Raw genomic sequence first — 23,252 nt, forward strand, 5'->3', positions numbered from 1 at the left:
TCACCTATCTGGGTGACTGTTAGAAAAAGAAAAAGGGAGATCGACTGGTCAATCTCCCTTACGGCTATTTGCCGTTTATTGATGATGACTCTAATTCAAGAGTTCCGAGCTGTCAAGTTAAGAACTATTATCGACTCATGAGATATCGCTCGGTTGCGACGAGTTTCTGTCTGTCTCCTGTACCAACAATTCTAATATATCTGTCGGTTCCAATTTCCTCCTGTAAATCTCTCAACAGGTTTCTGCAGTCTCTCAGAAATGACCTTGCGGGTGTCGTGCGCTGAGAGACTTTGAATCCGATAATTGTGACGAGAGAGATATAGTCAATGAGTGTATCGAATCTGGGCTCATATGAAAGTCCTAACTCGTTTTTTAGAAGCGCGCCGGTAATGTGAAGATGCTTGTTCTGTTTTCCCAATTTGGCATGCGGGCTAAACCGCGCATCGAACACAACCAGATTATGAGCAATCGCATTTCTAAGAGGGCGAAGGGTTTCAATAATGGATGCGAGAAGTTCAAGATTGGAACCGTCGAATCCAATGTCTTTCAATATGACCTGAGTGGTTTGTGGAGGGAGGCTTTGGCAGAGCTTGTATAAATTTCCGAGAGTCATGCTTTCAAAAATACTCCAGAGGGGAGCGTCATCATCTCGATCGACATAGTGTTTTACATGGCTATCTGAATACCTGTTCTTGACGATACCGATTAAGGTGGTTTTGAGCTGTAATTTATTTAGCATTGCGGTCTTATTGATTGTGCCGTTGGGTAATTTGCAGTCACTCAGGCCATTTTTAGAAATGATGACAGGGAAGGGTCTTGTAAGTTTTCTACAATGCGAGCAAGAATAATGTTCTTAAGTGCGGTTTCGATATACATAATCTGTGGGTAGAATGCTGACTTAACCCGAGCATCGAAATGATAAACATATTCAAGGTCTGCAAAAGATCTAAGCTCAAGTTTTGCATCGGGTCTGCGAATATAGCGGTAGCCCTTGTATCCATGGAAGTATCCCATGTTGCGTAGACGAATCTTGCGGCTGCTGCCGTACAGGTCTTTCATGCCGTGGTCATCTCGGAGGTGTTTCATGAGCATATTGAGAGTGTTTCCTCGTTTCATTTTCACTCCAGTCTCCGAGAGTGTCGCCAATTACAATAGCAATGGGTGTTTCTGTTCAATCCTATTTGCAGTATAAGATTCGATTGAAGAAAAATAAATCGATTCGATGCGTAAAGGGATGCGCTGTGCTTCATCTTTATGTCTCTCCAAGTCCGATCTCGTGTCGCGCTTCGAGTTGGGGTGGATGTGATGGGGTTGCGGAAGTGTGAAAGAGTCTTTGTTTGGAGCCTCTCTTTTGGCTAGGTGGGCAATACTTAATAAAGCAAACCGCTATTAGACCAAGTTGGATACGGGTGACCCCCTAAACGTGTCCGCGCGCCCCTCTAAGATGGAAGTCGCCAGACAAACCCATCGGAGAAGGAGCGCGCGTTGTACGACATGATACTACAGGGGGCACGGTCCCTGGGCGTCGAGGGCATGGAGAGGCTCGTCGCCGACCTGAAGGCCTCGATCCTGTCGGCGCTGGCCGGCGGCTCGCCGGGAGCCTGGCCGGACGCGTGCCCGAGGTGCGGGTGCGCCCGCGTCGTCAGGCGCGGGCGCGGCGCCGGCGGCTCCCAGCGCTGGCTGTGCCGCGGCTGCGGGAGGTCGTTCTCGGCGTCGACCGGGCGCGTGCTCGCGCTCTCCAAGCTCCCCGCCGCCACCTGGGCCTCCTACGTCGAGGGGATGGCCGCCGGCGAGAGCCTGGCGCGCCTCGCCGCGCGCTGCGGCGTGTGCGTCAAGACCAGCTGGTTCATGAGGATGAGGGCCCTCGAGGTGATGCGCTCGCAGCTCCAGCCGATGCGCGGCGGCGACGGGGTGTCCGCGCAGGCCGACGAGCTGTACCTGAACGAGTCGTTCTCGGGCAGGAGGTCCGGGATGCCGAGGGAGCCGCACGCCAACGGGCACGGGGTGCGCTCCCGCGGCATATCGTCGCTGAAGGTCGCCGTCGTCACCGTCGTCAACGACCTGGGCGACTGCACCGCGGTCCTCGCCGCGCGCGGCCGCCCCGGCGCCGAGCAGATCCGCGCGGGGCTGGCGCCCGCGTGCGTGGCGGGCTCGGAGGTGTCCACCGACATGCACTCCTCGTACGCCGCGCCGCTCTCCGAGGCGGGCGCGGCGTCGCACAACCGCTACGGCGCGGCAGACGCGGGCGAGGACGAGCTCGGCATGGTCAACGCGCTGCACGAGCGGCTGCGCGGCTTCCTCTGGAGGTTCAGGGGCGTCTCGACCCGGCGCCTGCAGAGGTACCTGTGGTGGTTCTGCTGGGAGGAGCAGGTCAGGCGCTCGGACGCCTCGCGGGAGGCGATGCTTCGCTCCCACGTGGCGAACGGCTCGTACGAGTCGACGCGCCGGGACCTCGAGGAGGAGCCGCAGCCGTTCTGGGACTTCTGGGAGTCACGGGACGAGTCCGACGTATCCAAATTGGTCTAATAGCGGTTAAAGCAAAAGCGCGTGCTTTGCCTAACGGTGTCCCAGCTGCACAAGCTGTTTAACTCATATCGGCGAAAAACTGACTCAAATCCTGGAGCTCAATACTTGCACTTAAACGTATCGGGAACTCGCGCGGTTCTGCAATTTGTTTCTTGGTCAGTATAAAACGATATTCCTGCTCCTTGTCGAAGAACACGTCTTTGCACAGTAGGGAGCGAAAAACGTATTGGGATTGAAAGGAATAGGTAATTTTTCCGTCTTTCTTTAGTGGGGGCACATCCTGCATCAGATACTTGAAGTAGTCCAAACTGTTTACAGGTCCATATTCACTCTGGATGCCAGTCAAATCATAATATTTCACCAAGTCGGAAATGCATCCTTCTCCAACAGAAGAGCAAACGTCTTTAACAAAGCGTTCAGGTTCTTTTATGATTGCTACTGTATCTGCTTTGGGAAAATGAGAACTTATGTTTTCTCTTATTTCGTGCGATAACCGAATAAAAATACTGCCGTCTTCTTTTTCCATGCTGTCTTTTTCAAAGCAGGCAAAAACACAGAAGACCGGAAGTAAGTCGGCGGGTTCGAAATACAGGGGTATCGCACCATTTTTCATGGGCGGAAGCAAAACAGAGGCATCACCTTTAGCTAGCTTAATTTGATTGGCTATAAGCTCCGTGCCGCCTTCTAAGCGATCTCCCTGGCCTTTGATGGCATGCTGCATCTCAAAAGCACGTAGTGTTTGAGCGTTGGAGAAGTATAAATTGCCTTGCTGCATTCGTTCTAGATACCTACGTTCACCAAACTTTAAAAATGCAATTATTCTCTGCATACATTCCTCCGTCATTACGCGTCTATCAGTTCAGTTGATGTTGTATTGATGCTATGAGGGTGTTCGTTTAAGAATTTTATATTAATGCGCTTCCATTCAATAAGCGCTATCTAGAAACGATAGTACCTACAGTTCCTCGATTTCTGGCTTTATTAAAGGGCTGAATACTCAAGCGGTATGCAAGTCATCGAGTTTTCATGTGGAGTTAACCGAAGCCGTATCATATAACCGCACTGATGCTTTCCCTGCTTTGCGTGCATTTGGACGTCTCGAAACCCATCGACTTGTTCTCCGGCGCTTTTGCTTTGATTTTTGAAGTAATGATTGAACAAGTTAATTTGATGATGGAGGTTCATATGAACGATTCGATGATGCTTCTCATGTTGGCGGCTGGCTTAAGTGGAGGTTCCGGACGTGATGCCGTTGGGCAGGATTAGCGTACTTAAGCCGTGGGTTCGATGCCCAAGCCTCCACCACTTTTGGCAAGATGCCATTACCCACGTCATCCGTTGTGCTAAATTCAGTTTAACTGTTCAAATCTATAAATCTAATATTGATATCTGAACACTGTTCAGTATACTGAACTGAGATACTAGTTCTGAACATAGGAGTCCGCCATGCCCCTCTCGAGAAGATCATTTGAGGTTCTAAACCGTATTCGTGAGTGCTCTGGATGTGGCCAGCGAGAGATCGCCGAGAAGACTGGTCTATCTCTGGGTACTGTCAACGCTGCAGTCAGAGATCTTGCGAAACAGGGCCTTATTGACGGTGCTGAGATAACCGATGCTGGATTCGAGGCCTTGCATCCATACAAAGTCGATAATGCCATCATCCTGGCTGCCGGCCTCTCTAGTCGCTTTGCACCCATCTCCTATGAAAAACCCAAAGGTCTCTTGCGGGTTAGGGGAGAGGTACTTATTGAGCGTCAGATTGAGCAGCTCCGAGATGCAGGTGTCTCCGACATTACAGTCGTGGTGGGTTATAAAAAGGCGTATTTCTTCTATCTTGAAAGTAAGTACAGCGTGAGTATTGTCGTTAACGATGAGTATGCTTCGCGCAACAACCATTCTTCGCTCTATCGGGTTCGCAATCGGCTGGGGAACACTTACGTCTGTTCCTCTGACGACTATTTCACGACTAATCCTTTTGAGCCGTACGTCTGGCATGCATATTACGCTGCTCAATGGTCGGAGGGCTCAACGAGCGAGTGGTGTATGAAGACGGGTTCTCATGACCGTATCATTGACGTCTCCGTAGGCGGCTCCCACGCTTGGTACATGCTTGGGCATGTTTATTTCGATCGAGCCTTCTCTAAACATATGGTTGAAGTGCTCGAATCGGAGTATGACAAGCCCGAAACGATTGACAAGCTTTGGGAGGATTTGTTCATCGACCATATCAAGGAATTTGATATGGTGATTCGTCCGTATGATGATGGCATTATTAATGAGTTTGACTCTCTCGATGAGCTTCGTGTTTTCGATCCGGCTTTTATCGAAAATGTCGATTCCGATATCTTCGATAATATCGTCCAGATTCTAGGCTGTTCAAAGAGCGAGATTCATGATGTCTATCCGCTTAAGCAGGGGCTTACAAATCTTTCCTGCCATTTCGCGACAGACTCCGGTGAGTATGTGTATCGTCATCCAGGCGTGGGAACTGAATTGCTGATTGACCGCGAGGGAGAGGTTGCAGCGCAGAAGGTTGCGCGTGAACTTGGACTTGATGGCACGTATATTTTCGAGGATCCCAAGCGTGGTTGGAAAATAAGCAAGTTTATTCCTAATTGTCGAAATATCGATCCACATGATGCCGGGCAGGTCGCAAAAACTATGCGCATGGCTCACGATCTCCATGCATGCGATGTGATTGTCGACAGGCATTTTAATTTCTTCCGAGAAGCCAAGCGATACGAAGCCTTGCTGCTCGAAAAGGGTCCGATTGATATCCCCGGCTATCATGAACTTGCCGTTCGCTTCGACAGGCTCGCATCGCATGTTAATGAAGACGGGGCACCCGTTTGCCTTTGCCATAACGATTTCTTTGAGCTTAATTTCCTCGTTGACGAGGACGACGCCTATTACCTTATTGATTGGGAATACGCCGGAATGAGCGATTATGCCAACGATTTCGGTACATTCTGCGTGTGCTGTCAATTGTCCGAGAAAGAAGTGGATAAGGCTCTAGTTGCGTATTTCGATCGTGAACCCACCTTGGAGGAGCGTCGTCATAATCTCGCACATATCGCGCTTGCCGGCTGGTGTTGGTATCTTTGGTCGCTTCTCAAAGAAGCCGAGGGTGATTTTGTGGGTGAATGGCTTTACATCTACTACAACTACGCAGTTCTTTATATCGACAAGGCGCTTGCTCTGTACGGGGAGGAGTAGAACATGAAGTACGGTCTGTTCAGCGGTGTTCTATGGGGACTCGATACAGTGATTCTTGGAATCGGGCTTGCCCTTGCACCATATATTGGATCAGTGGAGGCGCTTGCTTTTGCCTCCATCGTCGGTTCGTTTTTACATGATGCGTTTTGCGCTATATGGTTGCTTGGTTATATGGGCGTACGCCATCGTTTTGCCGACACCCTTAACGCCCTCAAAACAAGGTCGGGGAAGGTCGTGATGGCTGGTGCCCTGCTTGGAGGCCCTATTGGAATGACGGGGTATGTGGTTGCCATTGCCAATCTGGGGGCCGCTTACACTGCCATCATCTCTGCTTTCTATCCAGCAGTTGGTGCATTTCTCGCGTTCCTGCTGCTTAAAGAGAAGATGACCAAAGGTCAGATTGTTGCCCTATTTGTGGGTCTCTTTGGCGTAATGGCCATGGGACTGTTGTCTGCCGGTGACTCTCAGGTTGTAAATGCTCCATTCGGATTGCTTGGCGCTCTCTTGACCGTTGTCGGTTGGGGTTCTGAGGCTGTCTTATGCGCATGGGGCATGAAGGACGACTCTGTTGATAATGAGACGGCTTTGCAGATCAGAGAGACGACATCCGCCCTTGTATACGGGCTGATTGTTTTGCCCGCCATGGGGGCCTGGGGCTTTACTTTGCAGGCCATTCCAAGTTTGGCGACTGGCTACATCGCGCTCGCTGGCTTGGCGGGGGCTGCTTCATATCTCTTCTACTACAAGGGTATCGCGGTGATCGGTGCCTCTCGTGCGATGGCGTTGAATATTTCTTATTCTGCCTGGGCGGTACTGTTCGGCCTTATTCTGCTGGGGGCGGTTCCAACTATTTCTACTATTATCTGCTGCATGGTAATTCTTGTGGGTACGATCCTTGCAGCGTGCGACTGGAATGAGCTATTTGGAAAGAAAGCAGTTCGGTAATCTCGAATTGAGGAGTGGCCTTAGGACGGGGCCGTCGTGCGATGTACGCGACGGCCCCTGTTGGTAGCCTAGAATATTGACATGATCATCGTGACGATTTTAATCCCATATTCTTTGCTTGACGCCCATCCAACATGATGGGGGTTTTCTTGGATGCCAAGATGTTGGACGTAGGGGGAGCTTCCTTTTTTAACCAAGTTGAACCGTGGATCAACGCAGGCGTTAGTGAGCACAGGATTTTCCTGAGCATATGCTTTGAGGTGCTGTACTTGCGCCCTGAGCCCAGTTTTTACATCTTTAAAGCTTGCTGGCTTTCCACCCCCGTCTGTTGCTCCGAGTCCACCAAAGTTGTATTGGTCGATGGTAACCGCTCCTCCGAATCTAAGGTAACCGGTCTCTAGCATCGCCTGACAGAAAAGGACACGAGGGTCAACGCCTTCTGCGCTTGCCTCATCGTACAAGATGTTGCAAAAGGCCAAAATGGAGTCTGCTCCGCCCTTAGAGAGTGCTTTTGTTGGATATTGAGCAGCTGACATCGTATATGCGGCGACCATCTTTTTGACTGTCGCGCCTTTGTTGGGGCTCGAGGCAATAATGGGCATCAAGGCTTGCGATTTTTGCGAGTCCCATTGGCCGCCGGCTGAGAAGTATTCATACTTTCCGTTTATGAGATTCCAGCCAGTTGCCATAGCTCCGCTCGCGTGCATATAGTAACGCGAGTCGTTGTAGTCTTGCCAGCCTGTTAGCATTGCTCCATTTTGGTCGTGGTAATACCACGTTCCGCCTAATAGCGACCAACCCGTGACCGGAATCCCCACATGTAAGAAATACCACGTGCCATCGATAAGCTGCCAGCCTTCCCCATAGCCGATCCAAGCGCCCGAGGGGGCGAACTGGGACCATGCACTGCCGTCGAACCCCCATCCAGTTGCCATGGCGCCAGATGAACTAAAGAAGTACCACGTACCGTTTATGGTGTGCCAGCCGGTTGTCATTGCGCCAGAATCATGAAGAAAATACCACGTATCCCCAAGCTTGAGCCATCCGGTCGCCATGGCGCCGGACGCGTAGGAGTAATACCATGAGCCGTCAGCGATGTACCAGCCCGTTTTCATCGCACCGCTTGCCTGATCGAGGTAATACCACGTTGGCCCTTGGTTGAGCCATCCAGTTGCCATAGCTCCTGAGCCGTGGAGGTAGTACCATGTTCCGCCTATGCTCTGCCACCCGGTAAGCATCGCGCCAGACGAATTGGAGTAGTACCAAGAGCCATCAACGATGTACCACCCGTTGAGCATCACATTTGTTTGAGGGTTGAGGTAGTACCAAGTTCCCCCTATGTTCTGCCACCCGGATAGTGCCTCGCCGGATCCGTCAAAAAGATACCAATTATTGTCTACAAGCTGCCAGCCCGTTTGCATCGCGCCAGAAGGTGCAAAATAATAGCGTTTGTCGGCAATCGTTTTGAGCCCGGTTGCCATGGAGCCGTCACTGCTCAACCAATACCAATTTCCACCTTGGAAGAGCCAGCCGGTTCTTTTTTCACTGTTAATGTAGTAAAACCACGTATCGCCTTCAAGATGCCAGCCATTCTTGATGATGAGCACACCGTCAGACCCGAACTCCCATTTCTTGCCATCAACGATCTGGACGCCCGTTGCCATGTGTCCATCGGGGAAGAAGTGATATCGTTTTGCATCGATATTTTTCCAGCCAACAGCCATGTCGCCATTATAGTTGAGGTAATAGGTGGTTTTGCCTTTGGTGAGCCAACCTCGGTGCATGAAGGCATTTACGGGATCGAGGTAATACCAATTCCCGTTAATGGCTTGCCATCCGGTCAGACAATTGCCGCTTCCATCAGCGTAGTACCAAGAGCCTGCCGCCATAAACCAGCCGGTTTGGACTTTACCAGCAACATGGTACTGCCATGCGCCGTTCGTGTACCTCCATTCTGAAGACCCTCGTTTTGCAAGGCCATAAGTTTGGGCTAAGCCCTCCGCATCCGCTTCACCCATATTGTGCAACCATGTGTCGCTGCTGAGCTTGTTGATGTCTGCAGGATTATCAATAAACGCATGTTCAACTATGATTGCGGGTATGCCGGCGCTGCGAGCATGGCGGAGAATTGCGTAGTAATCTGCCATCGATCCGTCGGCGTACGATCCGCCCGTGCCGTAATCGCGCATCTTAATACCGCGGTTGGTCAGGCCTAGACCAACCAGTTTATCGAGGATGTTCTGTGCGAGAGTTTTTCCCTGGCCATGCGTCTCTTCATATTTCCAACTACTGGTGTTTGGATAATAAACTTCGGCTCCGTTGCCCCCACCGGAGTTGATATGAAGACTTACGATGACATCTGCGCCGTTACTAATTGAATTTGTGACACGATTCTGTAGATCCTCAGACGTGTTTGATCCTACGGAGGCGTCCGTTGTTCGGGTCATGTAGACCCCCACGCCGCTGTAGGTATCGAGCGCAGATTTGCAATAGCTGGCAATTTTGAGCGTAAGATCTTTTTCACGCAAATTGAAATATACGGCACCTGGATCATAGCCGCCATGTCCGGGGTCTAATGCAATGATGAGATTGTCTTTTGAAAGAGAGCGTGTTGTCTTTTCAGACGACGCCGCAGCGAGTACTTCGTTTGCATCCTCTACAGAGGTACTTAGCTCATTGTGCTCATTGAGGGTATACATGACAAGCTCATCGCTTGGTGCAGTAGACAGTTTGGTCTTTCCGTTAACTACACCATCGAAACTAACGCTTTGTGTCTCGCTGTCGGCGATACTGATTTCCGCTTGCCCTTCGATGGACTCGAATGTCACGGAATCAAGATAATAAGGTGCGCTTTTGTCAATAGGTATGCTGAACAGGGCGGCATTCCCGTTTATTGCCGATGCGGCCGTTCGATACGAATCGTCGTAGACACGATATCCAAGTGAGGCATGGGTAAGCTTTATATCTTCATCAGCTATGATGGCGATATTCTGAATTCCTCCCACTGGGACTTCCGCATGATCTATGTATACAAAACCAATACCAATATCTTGTGCAAAAGCTTGGTTGGGGAGAATGGTTAGAAGCATGAGCAGCAGTGGGATAAAGGCGGCTTTGGCACGATTTCGTATCTTCATTCGATGCTCCCATTCAATGGTCTCGGATGCGAGACTAATTATACGGCACCGCTTCGATCGGGGGATATGGAGGGGCTATACTTAGTCGGCATAAAGCAAGTGTTGGTCACCATCCCAGCGGGGCGCCGACGGCCTCGTAGCGGACGTCGGCCCTGAAGCCCTTGAGGGACGCGGCGAGCGGGTACTCCCAGCCCTTCCCCTCGGATTCTACGCGCCCGCCCGCCCGCCGGGCAAGGTGCCTCGCGAGCTTGCGCTCCCGCCGCTGCCGGCGTCGCGGGGACTGCTCCGACTCGCGGGTGCGGGGAGGCAGCGCGAACCCCGACCCGAGCCAGCTGCGCAGCCGCGCCATCGCGTCGGCGCCGGCGGGCGACCACGCGCACGGGAACGAGCCCATGCGCACCTTGCACATGTGCTGCTGCTCGGCCTCCATGGCGCCCATCGACGGGCCGCCCCCGATCTCGGCGGCGTGGCGGCGCAGGTAGGCGGCGACCCCCTCGGCGCCGGACGCCGCCGTCCCGGCCCCGACCATCGCCTCGATGGCGCCGGCGCACGCATCCGCCCCCTCCGACCTCAGGACCGAGACCAGCCGCGACCCGTCGGGCGACGGCGCGCAGCGGCCCACCGCCCTGAAGACGTGGAACGGGTCGATGAAGCCGGCGACGTCGGCGAACGGCATGGAGGCGGCGCCGTTGACGTACTGCGCCTCGCCGTCGGTCCCGAGGCGCACGCGCTCGACGCGCGCCAGGTCGAAGCGCGAGCCTACCTGCGCCACGGCCCGCCCCCGGAAGTCGCCGGGCGCCTCGCCCACGCACCCCAGCCTCACGGGCTCGACCCCGCGCCCCTCCTCCTTGCCGGCGTAGGCCACCACGGCCTTCACCTCGGCCATCGACCCGTCGCGCATGCGCACCCACGTGCCGTCGGCCTCCACGAGCACCTCCTCGGCCGCGGAGTCGGCGCGGGGCGCCACCCCGTCGCGGAACAGGTCGCGCGCACGGGCCCGCTCGATCCCGGCCACGGCCTCCCCGGCCGACCTCACCGAGTCCATCACCGTCGTCGCCGACACGGGAGAGCCGCCCGCGATGGCCATCAGCTCGGCCGTGCGGGCGAACGGCACGTCGGCCCCGCAGGTGGCCAGGAACGAGCGCGCCGACGGGCTCACGCGGTCGCCGGCGGGCAGGTCCAGCTCCTCGTCGAGCGGGTAGCGGGTGAGGCCTGCGCCGTCGACGAGCACGGTGCGGCGGAAGCGGACGTCGCCGCACATCGTGGCGAGGGCGCGCGGCCTGCGCGAGTGCACGCGGAGGCCCTTCGGCCGGGACGCCGCGAGCTCGCGGTCGCGCGCCTCGAGCGCGCGGGACATGGCCTCGGCGCAGCTGGCCAGCGCGACCGACCTCGCCTCGGACTCGAACGCCCCGAAGCCGCCGGGCCCCTCCCTCAGCATGTCCAGGAACGCGGCCTCGAACGCCGCCACGGCGGCAGGTGCGGTAAGATTCATCTCGGGTCTCCTCTTCCTCGAATCTCGACAATCCGAAGGTAAGGGAGGCCCGCCCTCATTTCAAACCAACAAAAACTTTATGCCGTCCTTCGAGGGCGGCGTCGACTTCCTGTTCGCCGAGCTCGCAGCAGACGCAGAAGGTTCCGAAGTCGTTTGCGTAGTCGCTCATGCCCGCGTACTCCCAGTCGATGAGGTAGTACTTGCCCGATGCGTCGATGAGAAAGTTGAGCATGAAGAAATCGTTGTGACAAAGACAGGCGGGGGGCGTTGTCTGCCCGGATGAAAGCTTCGAGTCGATCGACCTTTGCCGCCATCTCGTGGTATCCGGGGATATCGATCGGGCCCTTTTCGAGTAGTAGACGCTTGTATCGCTTGGCCTCATCGTAGAAGTCGAAAGTGCGCTCCACGGCCACATCGCTGTCGTGCAGGGCCCGTGCCATCTGCATGGCATGGGCTACTTGCGCGCAATTGCGGGGATCGAGCTGCGAGCAGTCGGGGATGAAGCGGCTGATCTTCCAGCCGCGGGTGGGGTCTTCGTAGATGAAGGTATCATCAAGGCCGAGTTTCTTGGCGACGGTTTGCGCGGCGACCTCGCCTTCGCGATCGATGAGGAGCTCCGTTCCCACGCCTGGATGACGGTACACGTATTCACCGGCATCGGTTCTAAAGTGGCAGGACAGGTTGGTGAGACCCTGCTTGAGTGGGTACACGTCGCGTATTTCTGCCTTCGTGCAGCCAAGAACCTGCACGATGCTGTCGAAGATGTCAGTATCGACGTTCTCTATGAAGTGGGGGTCGAACGCGCGCAGCTCGTCAAGGGAGTCGAATTCGTTGATGGCGTCTGTGGGGTATCTGCGCATGGTCATGGAGAATTCTTTGATATGGTCGATATAGAGCTCCTCCCACAGTTTGTCTTTTGTTGCAGGTCGATTGTATTCGGCTTCGAGGATTTCGACGAAACGCTTCGAGAATGCGCGATCGAAATAGACGTGGCCCAGCATATACCATGCATTCGATCCGCCGATTGAGACGGATTTGATGACGTCTTGGGCACCGGTGGTCATGCACCACTCCTTCGTGGCCCCTTCGGCGAACTGAGCGGAATAATATGCTGCGTAAACGTAGGGCTTGAAGGGGTTGATGATGAAGTAGTCATCGCTTGAGCAAATATAGGTGTTGCCGAGGCGCTCGCGGACTTTCATCAGGGAAGCATGGTTGTTACGCGATGCGTATTCGTCGTTGATGACGGTCGAGACGCCGTACTTGCTTTCAAGGTAGAAGAAGTATTCCTTTTTATATCCCACGACGATGGTAATGTTGTTGATGCCCGCTTCGCGCAGTTGCTTGATCTGGCGCTCGATGAGGATCTCACCCCGAACGCGAAGCAAGCCTTTTGGCTTCTCGTAGGAGATTGGAGCGAAGCGGCTTGAGAGCCCCGCTGCCATAATAATGGCGTTATCAACTTTGAAGGGATGGAGGGCTTCGAACCCCGCAGGGGTCACCGTGCCATCCTTCGTCAGGCCTTCGTCTTCGAGTTCCTTCACGATGCGGTTGACGGTTCCTAGCGAGGCGCCCGTCGCTTGGGCGATGGCACGCTGACTGGGATTTTCTGCAGTTCTTAGGACGTTTAGAACTTCGAATTGCTTCTTTGATATATTCATCGATGCCTCTTCGTGGTCATTGGTGTCCCGCTGCCTTATGGTGTTCGTTTTAGTACAACAAACGAATGAAACTGAACACTTCACAGGGCTGTTCCAAGATGTAGCCGCAAGGTGCATGTTCAACGCGTTTGTTTGGGGGATGGCTTGGGTTCCGAGCTTTCTGTAAAAGCCAATATGGCCTGGAACTCCATCGGTTCGCTCTTCTATTCGGGCTGTCAGTGGCTCACGACGGTCCTGATCGTGCGCCTTACAACGGGATATGACGCGGCCGGCGTGCTGGCGCTCGCCATGGCCGTCTCGAACGTCTTTGCCCCCGTGGCTCTCTATAAGATTCGCTCGTATCAGGTTTCCGACATCCATGAGAAGACTTCCAGCGGAGAATACGTCGGTTTTCGCATTGTAACCATCGGGTTGGCAGCGCTGCTTACCATAGGCTATATGGTTGCCACCTGTCCTGCGAACGCCTATCTCGCCATCTGCCTGTATAGCGCGTTCAGATTCATCGATTTGTTCATCGATGTCCTTCACGGAATCGACCAGCAACATGCGCGTATGGACTACTGCGGTAAATCGATGCTTGCCCGCAGTATACTGTTCACCCTGTCGTTTGCGCTCGCGTTGTATTTCACCAACAACCTTGAAATCGCTATCGCCGCCATGATCGTCTCGACGCTCCCCGTCATGTCCTACGATCTTCGCCGCGCGGGAAGCCTATCGTCGGTGGTTCCCGTGTTCTCCGGGAACGGTGTGCGGCGCCTGCTCGTCGAATGCTTCCCCGCGGTGCTTGGTACTGTCGCTTGCTCACTGGTCGTGACCGTGGCCAGGCAATACCTCGGCATGACGGAGGGGGAGTCGGCCCTTGGCATCTACGCTACGGTGTGCACGCCCATCGTGCTGATCCAGGCATGCTCTTCCTATGTCTACGCCCCGCTTCTGGGCATTTTTGCCTCCAAGCTTGATCGAGGGGATTTGACGGGCTTCGTAAAGCTTCTGGTACGGGTGTTCTGCTCGTTTGCAGTTATCTTTATTGGCGGGGGTATCCTTTTTCTTCTGTTCGGTGACGCATTTTTGCGACTGGTCTTCGGTAGCGCAATCGCCGAATACGGATTCTTGATGTATGCGGGTTTGGCGAGCTCTGCCTTCGCGGCATGCATCGCGTTCGTGACGGACCTTTTGATTGCGATGAGGGATATGAGGGGGACGCTCATCGCCAATCTTGCAGGGTGCGCCATCTCGCTGCCTGCCTCGGTTGTGCTCGTAGATGCATGTGGAATGAACGGTGTGAGCTATTCCATCGCGTTTGCATACTGCGTCGCCGTCATACTCTCTTGCTGGCGGATCGCGCACGGTCTTCGCGAGCTGCGTCAACGTACGGTCGATGCATAAGGAGTAAGTGTGAATAAGGATGAAGCGCTGAAGAAGCTACAGCTCAACGAGCTTGAAATTCTCAAAACAATCGCCGCACTCTGCGATGAGCACGGTATCGCCTGGTTCATCGATGCGGGAACGCTACTGGGGGCCGCTCGGCATCAGGGCTTTATCCCGTGGGACGACGACATCGACATCGCGATGCTCCGATCTGATTTCGATCGCTTCATCGAGGTCGCACGGGGCCATCTTCCCGATGGGTACTCGCTTCATACGTTCGGCAACACCCCCGGTTTCGCGGGGATGTTTGCGAAGGTCTACCGCGATGGTACCGTGTTCGCGACAAGGGAGACCCAGGAGGCGGGCTGCGACCAGGGTATCTTCGTCGATATCTTTCCCTATGACTTTCTTGAGCCGGATGAGCGCATTGAGGCGAAGCAGCGTCGCACGGCGAAACTATGGCAGTCCGCTTCGTACCTTTGGCATTCGAAGACCATTGTCGTTCCGCATGGAGGGGGGTTAGGTCGCATCGAGGCAGTGGGCTGTCGCGCGGTTCATTACCTTGTAAAGGGCATCTTCTCTCGTGAGGGCATCAAGCGGCGATTCGATCGTGCCATCGTGAGGAGGGAGTTGCATCCAGACGATGTCGTGCTGGAGTTGGCATGGCCCAATGTTCAAGGGTATCGGGTGGGGGATTTACTTCCCGTCTCAACTCTTTCGTTTGAGGGGATTGATCTTCCGGTTCCGCGAGAATGGGAGCGCTATCTCGTTCAGATGTACGGTGATTGGAAAAAGCTGCCCGAACTTGAGAACCGTCGCACGCATCTCCCGCTGCTGCTGCGATTCCCGGATGGGACCAGCTGGTCGAGCGAGTAGCGGTTTTTCTTTGCTTTTCAGAGTCCGCTCGTCGGTCTGAGTTACATCGGGGTTCGACGCTTCCAGGCGTCGTGCCCCTGTTGCCATTGAGGGGGCGAGCCGGCATGACGAGTGGAGTGTCGTGATTCTTGCTCCATCCGAGTCAGCCATCACCTACGGTCTAGACTTTTGCCAGGCCTGTGAGCACCGTTTTTCCCGTGATGCCTGCGTTTAGCGCCGAAGGGGGCCGCGACCTCCACGTCGGCGACAAGTTGATTCGATCGACGGACGGGGCTTCGTCGTCTAGGCAAAGGCCGGGCGAGGACTGCCAAAGCTAGGAGGCGATTGCGATGATCCTACGCTCCCGTTTTGATAGCTGGGATCTTGTTCTGGCTGCTGCTCGGTTGGGTCATTACCGTCACTTGGTCTTCTTCCAGGATGCCTGGTGCTCGCTATCATGCTCCCGCAGCGCAATCTCCTGCGTGAGTGCCGTTACCTTGCGGCGCAGCCTAATGAGGTCGCTCTGCAGCCTGAAGTCTCTGATGAGTAGCAGGGCGATCATCGCGAGAAAGATGAAGTTCGATGGCGACTGGAACCCAAGCATGTTGGAGAAGAAGAATGCGATCTCGGGGAAGGCGGCGAGCACGACCAGACTGGAGCTCAAGACGAACCAATACAGTGCGTCAGCGGTCTCGAATGCCGATTTCTTGATCTGCTTCGCTACGAATAACAGGACAACGACGGCGTTTGCAAAAAGGAAGATTCTGAGGGCGAGAGACATGCTACCTCCTAAACCAGAGTGAGAGCAGGATGCTGGAGCAGGCGACGGACATATAGCTGATCGATTTGGACAGGGTGAGATAGCTCTCACCGGCATGTCTGTCACGCATGGAAACCTGGCGCTCGACCACGTCCATACCGCAGCGCTTGATAAGGAACGCAAGCGTATCGGGCTCGGGCGATAGGTCGTCGCGGCTGGCGAACAGCTCGATTACCGAGCGGTTGTAGATACGCATGCCCGAAGTGGGGTCCTTGATGAGCTTTCCGGTGGTAAGGCGTATGAGCGCAGAAATAAGGTTCGATCCCAGCATCCTGAGCGAGGCGGGCTTGTTCTGTGTGACGAATCGTGAGCCGATAACGACGTCGGCGCCCGTCTGCTCCATATCGCGGACGAGGTTCTCGATATAGACAGGGATGTGCTGGCCGTCCGCATCGAACTGGATCGCATGGTCGTAGCCGTGGCGGTGGGCGTATTTCATTCCCGTCTGGAAAGCGCCGGTTAGGCCGAGGTTTGCGGGAAGGTCAATGATGTCGTATCCGCGCGCGCGACACAGTTCGGAGGTCCGGTCGCGCGACCCGTCGTTGATGATCACGTAATCGTATTGGGGCGCTTGTTCACGAAGCTCTTCGACCGTGGCTATTATCGATTCCTCTTCGTTGTATGCGGGGATGATGACGAGCGTTGACATTCCTAATGCAATCCTTTTTTTAATATTCCGTAAAGCGCAGTATTATATGATACGGCAGAATGTCGATGTGCGGGTGTACCATATGCAAAAGCGCAGAAGCGTGCATCTCTTTATTCGCGAATCGTTTCAATTCACCGGAAATGGGGTCTCTTTGTCGGCTTTCTGCATATTCTCTGCACTGTATGCACCAAGCATGGGTGGTGTTGAGCGCTTTACGCAAAGTCTTGCGATGGAGCTTGCGCACAGGGGGCATCGGGTCGTCATCGTGACGAACGATACGGGCGACCTGGGCCCCCATGAGCTCATCGACGTGCGGGGCGTTGCTGCGGCCGATGGCCGTGAGGCTCTCGACGGAGCGCCGCCGGATGGTCGCACGGGCCATATTGAGGTATTTCGCTTCCCCTGTATGTCGCTTCTAGGTGGCCGTTATCCCGTCCCCATCAAGAATGCTTGCTTCAGGTCCATCGTCTCTGCACTCGATTCGATGGCGTTCGACGGCGTTCTCGTGAATACGCGATTTTACATCCACTCCCTTCTCGGTACCGCATTTGCGCGTCGTCGCGGTCTTCGCCCCATTGTCCTCGATCATGGCTCGGCCTACCTCACTTTGGGGAGCAGCTTTGCCGATGCCGTGATAGCGCGTTACGAGGATGCTGTTACGGCGCTGCTCAAGCGTCAAGGTGTCGATTTTTACGGTATCTCTCGTAAGAGCTGCGATTGGCTGCGTCATTTCGGTATCGAGGCTAGGGGTATCATCAGCAACTCGATCGACGCGGATGCGTACCGTGCCCAGGCGTCCTCGCGCGACTTTCGTTCCGATTTCGCCATTCCGCGCGAATCCATGATGGCGGCGTTCACGGGGCGCCTGATACCCGAGAAAGGCATCTTCGTCTTGCTCGAGGCCTTCAAGCTTCTTCAGGACTACGCCGGTGTTTCAAAGGACGGCGACGACGGAATTCCTCATCTGGTCGTTGCCGGCGATGGCCCGCTGCGCTCGGAGGTGGAGGGGTGCGGGTTGGACAACGTTCACCTTGCCGGCCGTCTTGATAGCGGCGACATCGCTGCGCTTCTGCTCCAGTCCGACGTATTCTGTCTGCCGACCCGCTCTGAGGGTTTTTCAACCTCGCTACTCGAGGCATCGGCTTGTGGAACCCCGAGCGTAGTTACGGATGTGGGGGGTGCGTTTGAGGTGATACCCGACGAATCCTGCGGCCATATCCTCAGGAAAGCCGATGCGGCCGAGCTCGCCGAGACGCTTCGGGGCATGTCCGGCGCACGCTCCGAGCTCGCTTTGATGGGGGAGCGCACGTACGCTCATGTTCGCGTCTCCTGCTCATGGGCCTCGACAGCCGATCAGCTGCTCGCGGCGTTCCGGGCTTGCGAGCCTCCTGTTCTATAATTCTGCAACTTGTTCGTTTCGTTCTTCGTCTGTGTATCGTCTGTGTATGGTGATGGGTTTGTCCTGGTTCGCATTTTTTATGCTCGTTGCTTTCGATATCGCGGTGCTGCTGATCCCGATGCTGTTTTTGCGATCCTTCGGGTTTTCGACCCCGGTATCCATCGGTGTCGCCCCCTTGGTTTCCATCACGGTCCTGTGTGCCATTGGCATCTTCTACGATGTTCTCGGTGCTCGCGTTTCTGCCACCGTGATGGTTGCGTCACTTGCGGTGGTTTGCGCCGTTGCCGGTCTGGTTGCCGTCGCCTTTCGCTGTGTCCGCTCGCGCAAGGGGCCCGTAGCGACTACGGCGGCGCAGTCCCTTTCGGGGACCCATTTCGCGTCTGAAGGGTCTCAAGTCGACGCTCCCTGCGAATATAGCACGCTGCCACGCGCATACACTGTCTCGCGCTGTCTGTCCGCTGGCCTTGGCGGCCGCCTGCGCTCGTCTCTCACGAGTTCGCGCGTCGACCGCTGGGGAGCTCACTTGTCGGAATTACCGCTCTACGTCGTTATCGGCTTCCTGGTATCGACGGTCATCTTCGTCGTGCCGCTCGATGGCCCAGAATCCTTCGTTCAGTATTCCGATAATCTCGCGCACATGGGCCGTATCGAGACGATGGCTGTAGACGGGCAGTATTCCATTCTCAATACGGGATACTATCCGCTCGATCTCCCGATAGAGTCGTGTCCCACGCCGGATAACCGAGGTTTCTATCCCGCCGCGTTCACGCTTTTCGCCGCTTTGGGCGTCGATTTGTTCGATTATTCCGTCACCGCTGCTGAGAACGCGTCGCTCCTCGCCTTCATGGCGTTCGTATATCCTGTGGGATCGTATCTGCTGCATTCGGTATTGTTCCGGCAAAGGCGGGGCATCATTCTTGCAGGTGCGTTCACGTCAATGATGTTCGTAGCCTTTCCGTTTGGCTTGCTGCTCTACGGTCCACTCTATCCGAACATGGCTTCGATGTGTTGCGCCCCCCAGGTCGCGTTTCTGTTCATCTCGACCTGGTCCCCGGCAAGACCGGTTGGGCAACGGTTGCTGTATGCCTTCCATTTCGTAGTCGCATCCATCGCTTTGGCCGCATTGCAGCCCAATACGGTCTTTTTGCTTGCGGTCTTCCTCGCTCCGTTCTGCTGCCACGCTCTCTTTGGGTTCGCCTCGCGCGCGGCCAAGGGCGGCGCGTTCGCATCTAAGGGGGCCGGTGTTGCCGCGGCCCTCGCCTTCGCCCTTTTCACCGTTGCCATTTGGATCGTCTGCTTCAAGCTGCCTGCATTCGAATCGGTCGTCACCTTCAACTGGGAGAGTCTGTATTCTGTCCCGTACGGAATTTGGACTCTGCTGAGCCTCGCATTGCGCCGCGACCTGCCCCAGTATCTGGCCGCTGCGCTCGTCGCAGTAGGATTCCTGCTCGCTTTCAGGCGGGACGACCGTTGGTTAGCCGTGAGTTATGCCATTATGGGCGCAATCTACGTTGTGGGAATCACCATGGAAGGTCCGCTCAAGCAGTTGCTTGCCGGTTTTTGGTATACGGACCCCCATCGCACGGCGGCGTCGGTCGCCTTGCTGGCGGTTCCGTTGGCCTCGTTGGGGCTGGGTTCGCTGACCGATGCACTCTATCGTGCTCTTCCCGAAAGGGTTAAGGCACCTCGCGCCGCGCATTTCAGCGTGGCGATCCTGTTCGGCGTTGCCGTATCCTATGCGAACGTCATGTTTCCGAATTACGGCTATCCCCAGGGAGCGTTCCATGAGGCGTATGCGGAGCTGACCGCTGAGAACAAGCAGACGAAAAACAAGCTGCTGACGTTTGATGAGAGCGCGTTTCTCAAGCGTGTTGCCGAGGTCACCGGCGATGACATTGTCTTCAACAACCCCTTCGATGGTTCGGTTTTCGGCTACTCCCTTTATGACGTCAACGTCTACTATAAATCGTTCATGCTGGACGATGAATCGAGCGACTCGATTGTGCTTCATAGCAAAATTCACCAGTACGGATCGAACTCTTGCGTCCAGGAAGCGGTTGCGCGCACTGGTGCGCGCTATGTCCTTGTGATGGGCACCTCGAACTTCAAACCGTTCCAGGAGCATACGTTGTGGTCTCCCTATACCCTGTATCCCTTCGTGCATTGGACCACCTTCGATAAAATTGATCCGTCGGATCCGCATTTCAAGCTCGTGCTCGATGATGGGGAGAACAAGCTGTACGAGCTGATGTGATGATACGCGCGGGACAATCGCCTCGACGATCGCCCCGCCGAGTTATTGGGACGCCTCGAGTCTGGAGAGCATGATGGCGCGTCGAACAATCTATATGGATGTGCTGAGCATCTTATCCTGTATGGCGGTGGTCTATCTCCACTGCTCAACCGTTGTCTTTTTGAACGAGGGCAACCTTCTGTGGTTCCTGTCCGTTATCGTCCAGTCGCTGTTCAGTTTTGCCGTTCCTGTCTTCTTCATGATGAGCGGCGCGAATCTGCTCAGCTATCGCGAGAAGTACGACACGAAGACATTTTTGAAAAAGCGTCTGAAGCGTGTGGTCGTTCCACTGGTGGGGTTCAGCTTGCTCTATTACGTGCTTTCCTGCTGCGCGCCGGGCGCATTCGGCCTTTCGGCTCGCGAGCCAAGTGTCTCGGACTTCGTAAGTGAGCTGCTGACGAATCAGATCTGCGATGTCTATTGGTTCATCTATTCGATTATAGGGCTCTATCTAGTGACCCCGCTGTTATCCTACGCCGCGCGGAATAAGCAGCTCCTCCGCTATCTGCTCGCGCTCAGCTTCGTCTCGACAGCCGTCATTCCGTTGATCAACCGGTTCGCGCCGACGCATACGTTGCTGAGTCTCTTTGCCATTCCGTATCTTACAGGACCCATCTTCTTCTATCTACTTGGGTATTACGTCCAACATCATGTCGAGATCGATAGGAGGGCACGTGGCGTCTCGGCTCTCGTCATCGTTGGGTCGCTTGCCATCATGGTCGGCATGACCTTGAAGACCAATATCGGCCATACGGTTGCTTCGGGCGAATTTGCAGACTTTGACAACTTCTACCTGAATATCCAGCACGTGTTCTGCGCCTGCTATTCCTGCGCGGTCTTCGGGCTGCTGAAGGGCGCCGAGCCGTGGTTCCAGAAATGCGGTGTATTCCGCAGCGCAGGCTTTCGCTTGCTTTCCTCCGTCACGCTGTACGTATACCTGATCCATATGCTCGTCATCAACATGCTTGATGTCTATGTGCCCCATAGCGTTATATGGGATCTTGGCGTCAGGCCCCCGGTCGTCGTCCTGGTCTCTGTGATGTTCGGGCTTCTTCTGGTCGCTGTTAAGAATGTCGCCAACGGGCTTTGTGCCCGTTTTGAACGCAATGGTTAGGTGAAAGATGAAAAAGCCACGCGTATCAGTTCTTGTGCCCTTCTATAATGTCGAACGTTATTTGCCGAAATGCCTCGATAGTCTTGAAGCGCAGACGCTGAAGGATATCGAATTCATCTGCATAAACGATGGGTCGACCGATTCTTCACTCGAGATTGCTCAGCGGTATGCCGCACGCGACGACCGATTCCAGATTATAGACAAAAGGAACTCGGGCTATGGGGCGTCGATGAACTGTGGAATGCGCGCCGCGCGCGGCCATTACATCGGTATCGTCGAGTCGGATGACTTCGTCTCTCCCGATGCATTCGAGGAGCTCGTTGCGCGCTCTCGGTTCGGGATGCTCGATATTGTGAAGGCTGATTACTTTGAATATGACGGTGCTGATGTCCGTTCGTTCCCGTTTGCATCGTTTCCACACGGATGCGTCATTGATCCCCGCCGCTATCCCCAGATTCTGCGGACGGTGCCCTCGATCTGGGCGGCAATCTACAAGCGCTCGATGCTCGAGGAGAACGGCATCAGCTTTATCGAGACGCCGGGGGCATCGTTTCAGGACACCTCGTTTACGCTGCGCTCCTGGATGGCCGCACGGCGTGTGCGCCTTGTCGATGCAGCGTATCTACACTACCGCGTTGACCGTGTCGAATCCTCGGTGAAGTCGGACAACAAGGTGTTCGAGGTTTGCGGTGAATTCGCGTGCGCTCTGGAGTTCTGTCGTGCCGATCCCGCTCGATCTGCTGCCTTCCTCTGTGACCTCTTTGGACAGCAGTTCAGTACATATCGGTGGAATTACGACCGTATTTTCGCAGCGCACCATCTAGAATTTGCCGAGCGTTGGGCCAATGAGTTCCGAATCCCCTTTGAAAACGGGGAGCTCGATGAATCTAGATTCGAGCCTGGTGACTGGGCTCTTATGCTCGAGCTGTTGCGTGATCCTGCTGCCTTTGCGGTTTCACGCGGATGACATCGCGATCCGCGTGAAAGGGGATGCGGGCGGGTCGATCGGCCCGCCCGCTCTTTGCTTTAGCGGCAGGGCTCCTTGATCGCGCCCAGCCAAACGTCGGTTGGGTTGAGGATCTCCTCTGGTACGATGGGATGGTTGCGCTGCTCAATGCTGGTTGCCACTATGGCGGTGACATCGATCTCGAGCTCCCTGTCTTCGATGGGATGATCCGGATAACGGCAGGTTTCCGCCAGATAGCGCATCGTGTTCGGATAATGTGCATAACTCGCTGCGCATGCGTAAGATCCTGGGATGCCCAAGATGCTCGCGATGAGTGCGGAATGACGTTTGCACGAGAGGTAGATATCTCAGCTTGTGAGCGCAGGCTTCGATAGGCCCGTCTCGCCGTCCGTGATTTCGATATGATCCGTCAGCGTGTCGTTTGCCGCGATCTGGTCGAGAAGTCCGTGGTGATAGCGATGTCCTTCATGGCGAAGTTTGATGAAGGGTGCGAGTTGGATGTGGTGGTCGGCGTCTGCACAGCATGGGTCGGTGAGAGCCGCGGGGTAGTGCCCGCGCGTGGATTCGATGCGGAGCGCGACGAAGTCGATCGCGATGAGGCGGCCACCTTCTCGTCCGTCCTTTTCTCGCCGGGATGCTGTTTGCATGCGGTCGGAGCGAAACTGCTACAGCCCGTTGCTCGCGTAGGCTAGATTGTGACAGGGCTCGACCTTATCCATGTAGACCCTGCGTTGCTTTAGTGTCTCGATGGGTAGGAGGCCACGCAGCGAAAGGTTTCGCATCCCGTGTTGACGACTTTGAGTTTCCGTG

General features: G+C 55.1%; 20 protein-coding genes and 1 pseudogene. 10 read left to right on the top strand and 11 right to left on the bottom strand.

Annotated elements, in window-relative coordinates; all coding sequences use genetic code 11:
* Positions 1 to 127: 127 nt before the first annotated feature.
* Both ACX9NZ_RS03440 and ACX9NZ_RS03445 read right to left on the bottom strand, forming a co-directional pair.
* Positions 128 to 739 carry an Abi family protein gene (locus ACX9NZ_RS03440; RefSeq protein ID WP_407495976.1) on the bottom strand — a complete coding sequence of 204 codons (612 nt, stop codon included), beginning with the start codon at positions 737 to 739 and terminating at the stop codon, positions 128 to 130.
* A 41-nt stretch (positions 740 to 780) separates the two neighbouring features.
* On the bottom strand, positions 781 to 1,092 hold the full coding sequence (locus tag ACX9NZ_RS03445) for an Abi family protein (RefSeq protein ID WP_407495978.1): 312 nt from the start codon (positions 1,090 to 1,092) through the stop codon (positions 781 to 783).
* Between the two features lie 441 nt (positions 1,093 to 1,533).
* Here ACX9NZ_RS03445 and ACX9NZ_RS03450 point away from each other — a divergent pair, with 441 nt between their 5' ends.
* Entirely contained in the window at positions 1,534 to 2,526 is a 993-nt protein-coding gene (locus ACX9NZ_RS03450) for an IS1595 family transposase (RefSeq protein WP_459389437.1), read from the top strand.
* A gap of 58 nt (positions 2,527 to 2,584) precedes the next feature.
* Here the strand turns inward: ACX9NZ_RS03450 and ACX9NZ_RS03455 are convergent, their stop codons facing one another.
* Positions 2,585 to 3,355, bottom strand: coding sequence for a hypothetical protein (locus tag ACX9NZ_RS03455; RefSeq protein ID WP_407496378.1), 771 nt, complete (start codon positions 3,353 to 3,355; stop codon positions 2,585 to 2,587).
* 617 nt (positions 3,356 to 3,972) lie between these two features.
* Here ACX9NZ_RS03455 and ACX9NZ_RS03460 point away from each other — a divergent pair.
* Complete coding sequence (locus tag ACX9NZ_RS03460) at positions 3,973 to 5,742, top strand: phosphotransferase (protein WP_118653357.1); 1,770 nt, start codon at positions 3,973 to 3,975, stop codon at positions 5,740 to 5,742.
* Between the two features lie 3 nt (positions 5,743 to 5,745).
* Entirely contained in the window at positions 5,746 to 6,687 is a 942-nt protein-coding gene (locus ACX9NZ_RS03465; protein WP_118653359.1) for a DMT family transporter, read from the top strand.
* Between the two features lie 68 nt (positions 6,688 to 6,755).
* Here the strand turns inward: ACX9NZ_RS03465 and ACX9NZ_RS03470 are convergent, their stop codons facing one another.
* The 4 genes and pseudogenes from ACX9NZ_RS03470 to ACX9NZ_RS03485 form a co-directional block, all read right to left on the bottom strand.
* Positions 6,756 to 9,824 (bottom strand): N-acetylmuramoyl-L-alanine amidase, encoded by a 3,069-nt coding sequence (locus ACX9NZ_RS03470; protein ID WP_304292371.1) that lies wholly within the window; start codon positions 9,822 to 9,824, stop codon positions 6,756 to 6,758.
* A 106-nt stretch (positions 9,825 to 9,930) separates the two neighbouring features.
* Positions 9,931 to 11,316 (bottom strand): UPF0236 family transposase-like protein, encoded by a 1,386-nt coding sequence (locus ACX9NZ_RS03475; RefSeq protein ID WP_407496381.1) that lies wholly within the window; start codon positions 11,314 to 11,316, stop codon positions 9,931 to 9,933.
* Positions 11,317 to 11,371: 55 nt separating this feature from the next.
* The gene (locus ACX9NZ_RS03480) at positions 11,372 to 11,767 is read right to left on the bottom strand and encodes a phosphotransferase (protein ID WP_317440064.1); all 396 of its coding nucleotides are present in this window, start codon (positions 11,765 to 11,767) and stop codon (positions 11,372 to 11,374) included.
* A 721-nt stretch (positions 11,768 to 12,488) separates the two neighbouring features.
* Positions 12,489 to 13,094: pseudogene (locus tag ACX9NZ_RS03485) on the bottom strand (NTP transferase domain-containing protein); the annotation flags it as partial.
* 57 nt (positions 13,095 to 13,151) lie between these two features.
* Here ACX9NZ_RS03485 and ACX9NZ_RS03490 point away from each other — a divergent pair.
* Entirely contained in the window at positions 13,152 to 14,363 is a 1,212-nt protein-coding gene (locus ACX9NZ_RS03490; protein ID WP_118653755.1) for a lipopolysaccharide biosynthesis protein, read from the top strand.
* Between the two features lie 9 nt (positions 14,364 to 14,372).
* Positions 14,373 to 15,221 (top strand): LicD family protein, encoded by an 849-nt coding sequence (locus ACX9NZ_RS03495; RefSeq protein ID WP_118653756.1) that lies wholly within the window; start codon positions 14,373 to 14,375, stop codon positions 15,219 to 15,221.
* Positions 15,222 to 15,618: 397 nt separating this feature from the next.
* On the opposite strand, the gene ACX9NZ_RS03500 is transcribed toward ACX9NZ_RS03495, so the two are convergent.
* Positions 15,619 to 15,981 carry a DUF2304 domain-containing protein gene (locus ACX9NZ_RS03500; protein ID WP_158574824.1) on the bottom strand — a complete coding sequence of 121 codons (363 nt, stop codon included), beginning with the start codon at positions 15,979 to 15,981 and terminating at the stop codon, positions 15,619 to 15,621.
* Between the two features lies 1 nt (position 15,982).
* Positions 15,983 to 16,669 (bottom strand): glycosyltransferase family 2 protein, encoded by a 687-nt coding sequence (locus ACX9NZ_RS03505; RefSeq protein WP_118653831.1) that lies wholly within the window; start codon positions 16,667 to 16,669, stop codon positions 15,983 to 15,985.
* A gap of 193 nt (positions 16,670 to 16,862) precedes the next feature.
* Here ACX9NZ_RS03505 and ACX9NZ_RS03510 point away from each other — a divergent pair, with 193 nt between their 5' ends.
* A complete protein-coding gene (locus ACX9NZ_RS03510) occupies positions 16,863 to 18,068 on the top strand; it encodes a glycosyltransferase family 4 protein (RefSeq protein WP_158574825.1) in 1,206 nt (401 codons plus the stop codon).
* On the opposite strand, the gene ACX9NZ_RS03515 is transcribed toward ACX9NZ_RS03510, so the two are convergent.
* Positions 18,063 to 18,272 carry a hypothetical protein gene (locus ACX9NZ_RS03515; RefSeq protein WP_407496460.1) on the bottom strand — a complete coding sequence of 70 codons (210 nt, stop codon included), beginning with the start codon at positions 18,270 to 18,272 and terminating at the stop codon, positions 18,063 to 18,065. The two genes, ACX9NZ_RS03510 and ACX9NZ_RS03515, sit on opposite strands and share 6 nt — an antisense overlap.
* On the opposite strand from ACX9NZ_RS03515, the gene ACX9NZ_RS03520 reads away from it, so the two are divergent.
* The 3 genes from ACX9NZ_RS03520 (at position 18,187) to ACX9NZ_RS03530 (ending at position 22,442) form a co-directional block, all read left to right on the top strand.
* On the top strand, positions 18,187 to 20,322 hold the full coding sequence (locus ACX9NZ_RS03520) for a DUF6541 family protein (protein ID WP_407496452.1): 2,136 nt from the start codon (positions 18,187 to 18,189) through the stop codon (positions 20,320 to 20,322). The two genes, ACX9NZ_RS03515 and ACX9NZ_RS03520, sit on opposite strands and share 86 nt — an antisense overlap.
* Positions 20,323 to 20,395: 73 nt before the next feature.
* On the top strand, positions 20,396 to 21,475 hold the full coding sequence (locus ACX9NZ_RS03525) for an acyltransferase (RefSeq protein ID WP_317439995.1): 1,080 nt from the start codon (positions 20,396 to 20,398) through the stop codon (positions 21,473 to 21,475).
* Positions 21,476 to 21,482: 7 nt separating this feature from the next.
* Positions 21,483 to 22,442 carry a glycosyltransferase gene (locus ACX9NZ_RS03530; RefSeq protein ID WP_304292365.1) on the top strand — a complete coding sequence of 320 codons (960 nt, stop codon included), beginning with the start codon at positions 21,483 to 21,485 and terminating at the stop codon, positions 22,440 to 22,442.
* Between the two features lie 59 nt (positions 22,443 to 22,501).
* On the opposite strand, the gene ACX9NZ_RS03535 is transcribed toward ACX9NZ_RS03530, so the two are convergent.
* A complete protein-coding gene (locus ACX9NZ_RS03535; protein WP_304292364.1) occupies positions 22,502 to 22,684 on the bottom strand; it encodes a hypothetical protein in 183 nt (60 codons plus the stop codon).
* Between the two features lie 159 nt (positions 22,685 to 22,843).
* Here ACX9NZ_RS03535 and ACX9NZ_RS03540 point away from each other — a divergent pair, with 159 nt between their 5' ends.
* The gene (locus ACX9NZ_RS03540; protein WP_407496385.1) at positions 22,844 to 23,134 is read left to right on the top strand and encodes a hypothetical protein; all 291 of its coding nucleotides are present in this window, start codon (positions 22,844 to 22,846) and stop codon (positions 23,132 to 23,134) included.
* The last annotated feature ends 118 nt before the right edge of the window (positions 23,135 to 23,252 follow it).

This window comes from Collinsella sp. BM28, from assembly GCF_054551995.1.

Bases quoted from the DNA above. Each gene is read 5' to 3' on its own strand.
- ACX9NZ_RS03530 (WP_304292365.1), top strand. From the start codon at position 21,483: ATGAAAAAGCCACGCGTATCAGTTCTTGTGCCCTTCTATAATGTCGAA.
- ACX9NZ_RS03465 (WP_118653359.1), top strand. From the start codon at position 5,746: ATGAAGTACGGTCTGTTCAGCGGTGTTCTATGGGGACTCGATACAGTG.
- ACX9NZ_RS03480 (WP_317440064.1), bottom strand. From the start codon at position 11,767: ATGCCATGCAGATGGCACGGGCCCTGCACGACAGCGATGTGGCCGTGG.
- ACX9NZ_RS03450 (WP_459389437.1), top strand. From the start codon at position 1,534: ATGGAGAGGCTCGTCGCCGACCTGAAGGCCTCGATCCTGTCGGCGCTG.
- ACX9NZ_RS03440 (WP_407495976.1), bottom strand. From the start codon at position 739: ATGCTAAATAAATTACAGCTCAAAACCACCTTAATCGGTATCGTCAAG.
- ACX9NZ_RS03515 (WP_407496460.1), bottom strand. From the start codon at position 18,272: ATGGCACACAGGACCGTGATGGAAACCAAGGGGGCGACACCGATGGAT.
- ACX9NZ_RS03490 (WP_118653755.1), top strand. From the start codon at position 13,152: ATGGCCTGGAACTCCATCGGTTCGCTCTTCTATTCGGGCTGTCAGTGG.
- ACX9NZ_RS03445 (WP_407495978.1), bottom strand. From the start codon at position 1,092: ATGCTCATGAAACACCTCCGAGATGACCACGGCATGAAAGACCTGTAC.
- ACX9NZ_RS03455 (WP_407496378.1), bottom strand. From the start codon at position 3,355: ATGCAGAGAATAATTGCATTTTTAAAGTTTGGTGAACGTAGGTATCTA.
- ACX9NZ_RS03510 (WP_158574825.1), top strand. From the start codon at position 16,863: ATGGGTGGTGTTGAGCGCTTTACGCAAAGTCTTGCGATGGAGCTTGCG.
- ACX9NZ_RS03535 (WP_304292364.1), bottom strand. From the start codon at position 22,684: ATGCGCTATCTGGCGGAAACCTGCCGTTATCCGGATCATCCCATCGAA.
- ACX9NZ_RS03475 (WP_407496381.1), bottom strand. From the start codon at position 11,316: ATGAATCTTACCGCACCTGCCGCCGTGGCGGCGTTCGAGGCCGCGTTC.
- ACX9NZ_RS03540 (WP_407496385.1), top strand. From the start codon at position 22,844: ATGATCCGTCAGCGTGTCGTTTGCCGCGATCTGGTCGAGAAGTCCGTG.
- ACX9NZ_RS03460 (WP_118653357.1), top strand. From the start codon at position 3,973: ATGCCCCTCTCGAGAAGATCATTTGAGGTTCTAAACCGTATTCGTGAG.
- ACX9NZ_RS03500 (WP_158574824.1), bottom strand. From the start codon at position 15,981: ATGTCTCTCGCCCTCAGAATCTTCCTTTTTGCAAACGCCGTCGTTGTC.
- ACX9NZ_RS03520 (WP_407496452.1), top strand. From the start codon at position 18,187: ATGCTGTTTTTGCGATCCTTCGGGTTTTCGACCCCGGTATCCATCGGT.
- ACX9NZ_RS03525 (WP_317439995.1), top strand. From the start codon at position 20,396: ATGGCGCGTCGAACAATCTATATGGATGTGCTGAGCATCTTATCCTGT.
- ACX9NZ_RS03505 (WP_118653831.1), bottom strand. From the start codon at position 16,669: ATGTCAACGCTCGTCATCATCCCCGCATACAACGAAGAGGAATCGATA.
- ACX9NZ_RS03470 (WP_304292371.1), bottom strand. From the start codon at position 9,824: ATGAAGATACGAAATCGTGCCAAAGCCGCCTTTATCCCACTGCTGCTC.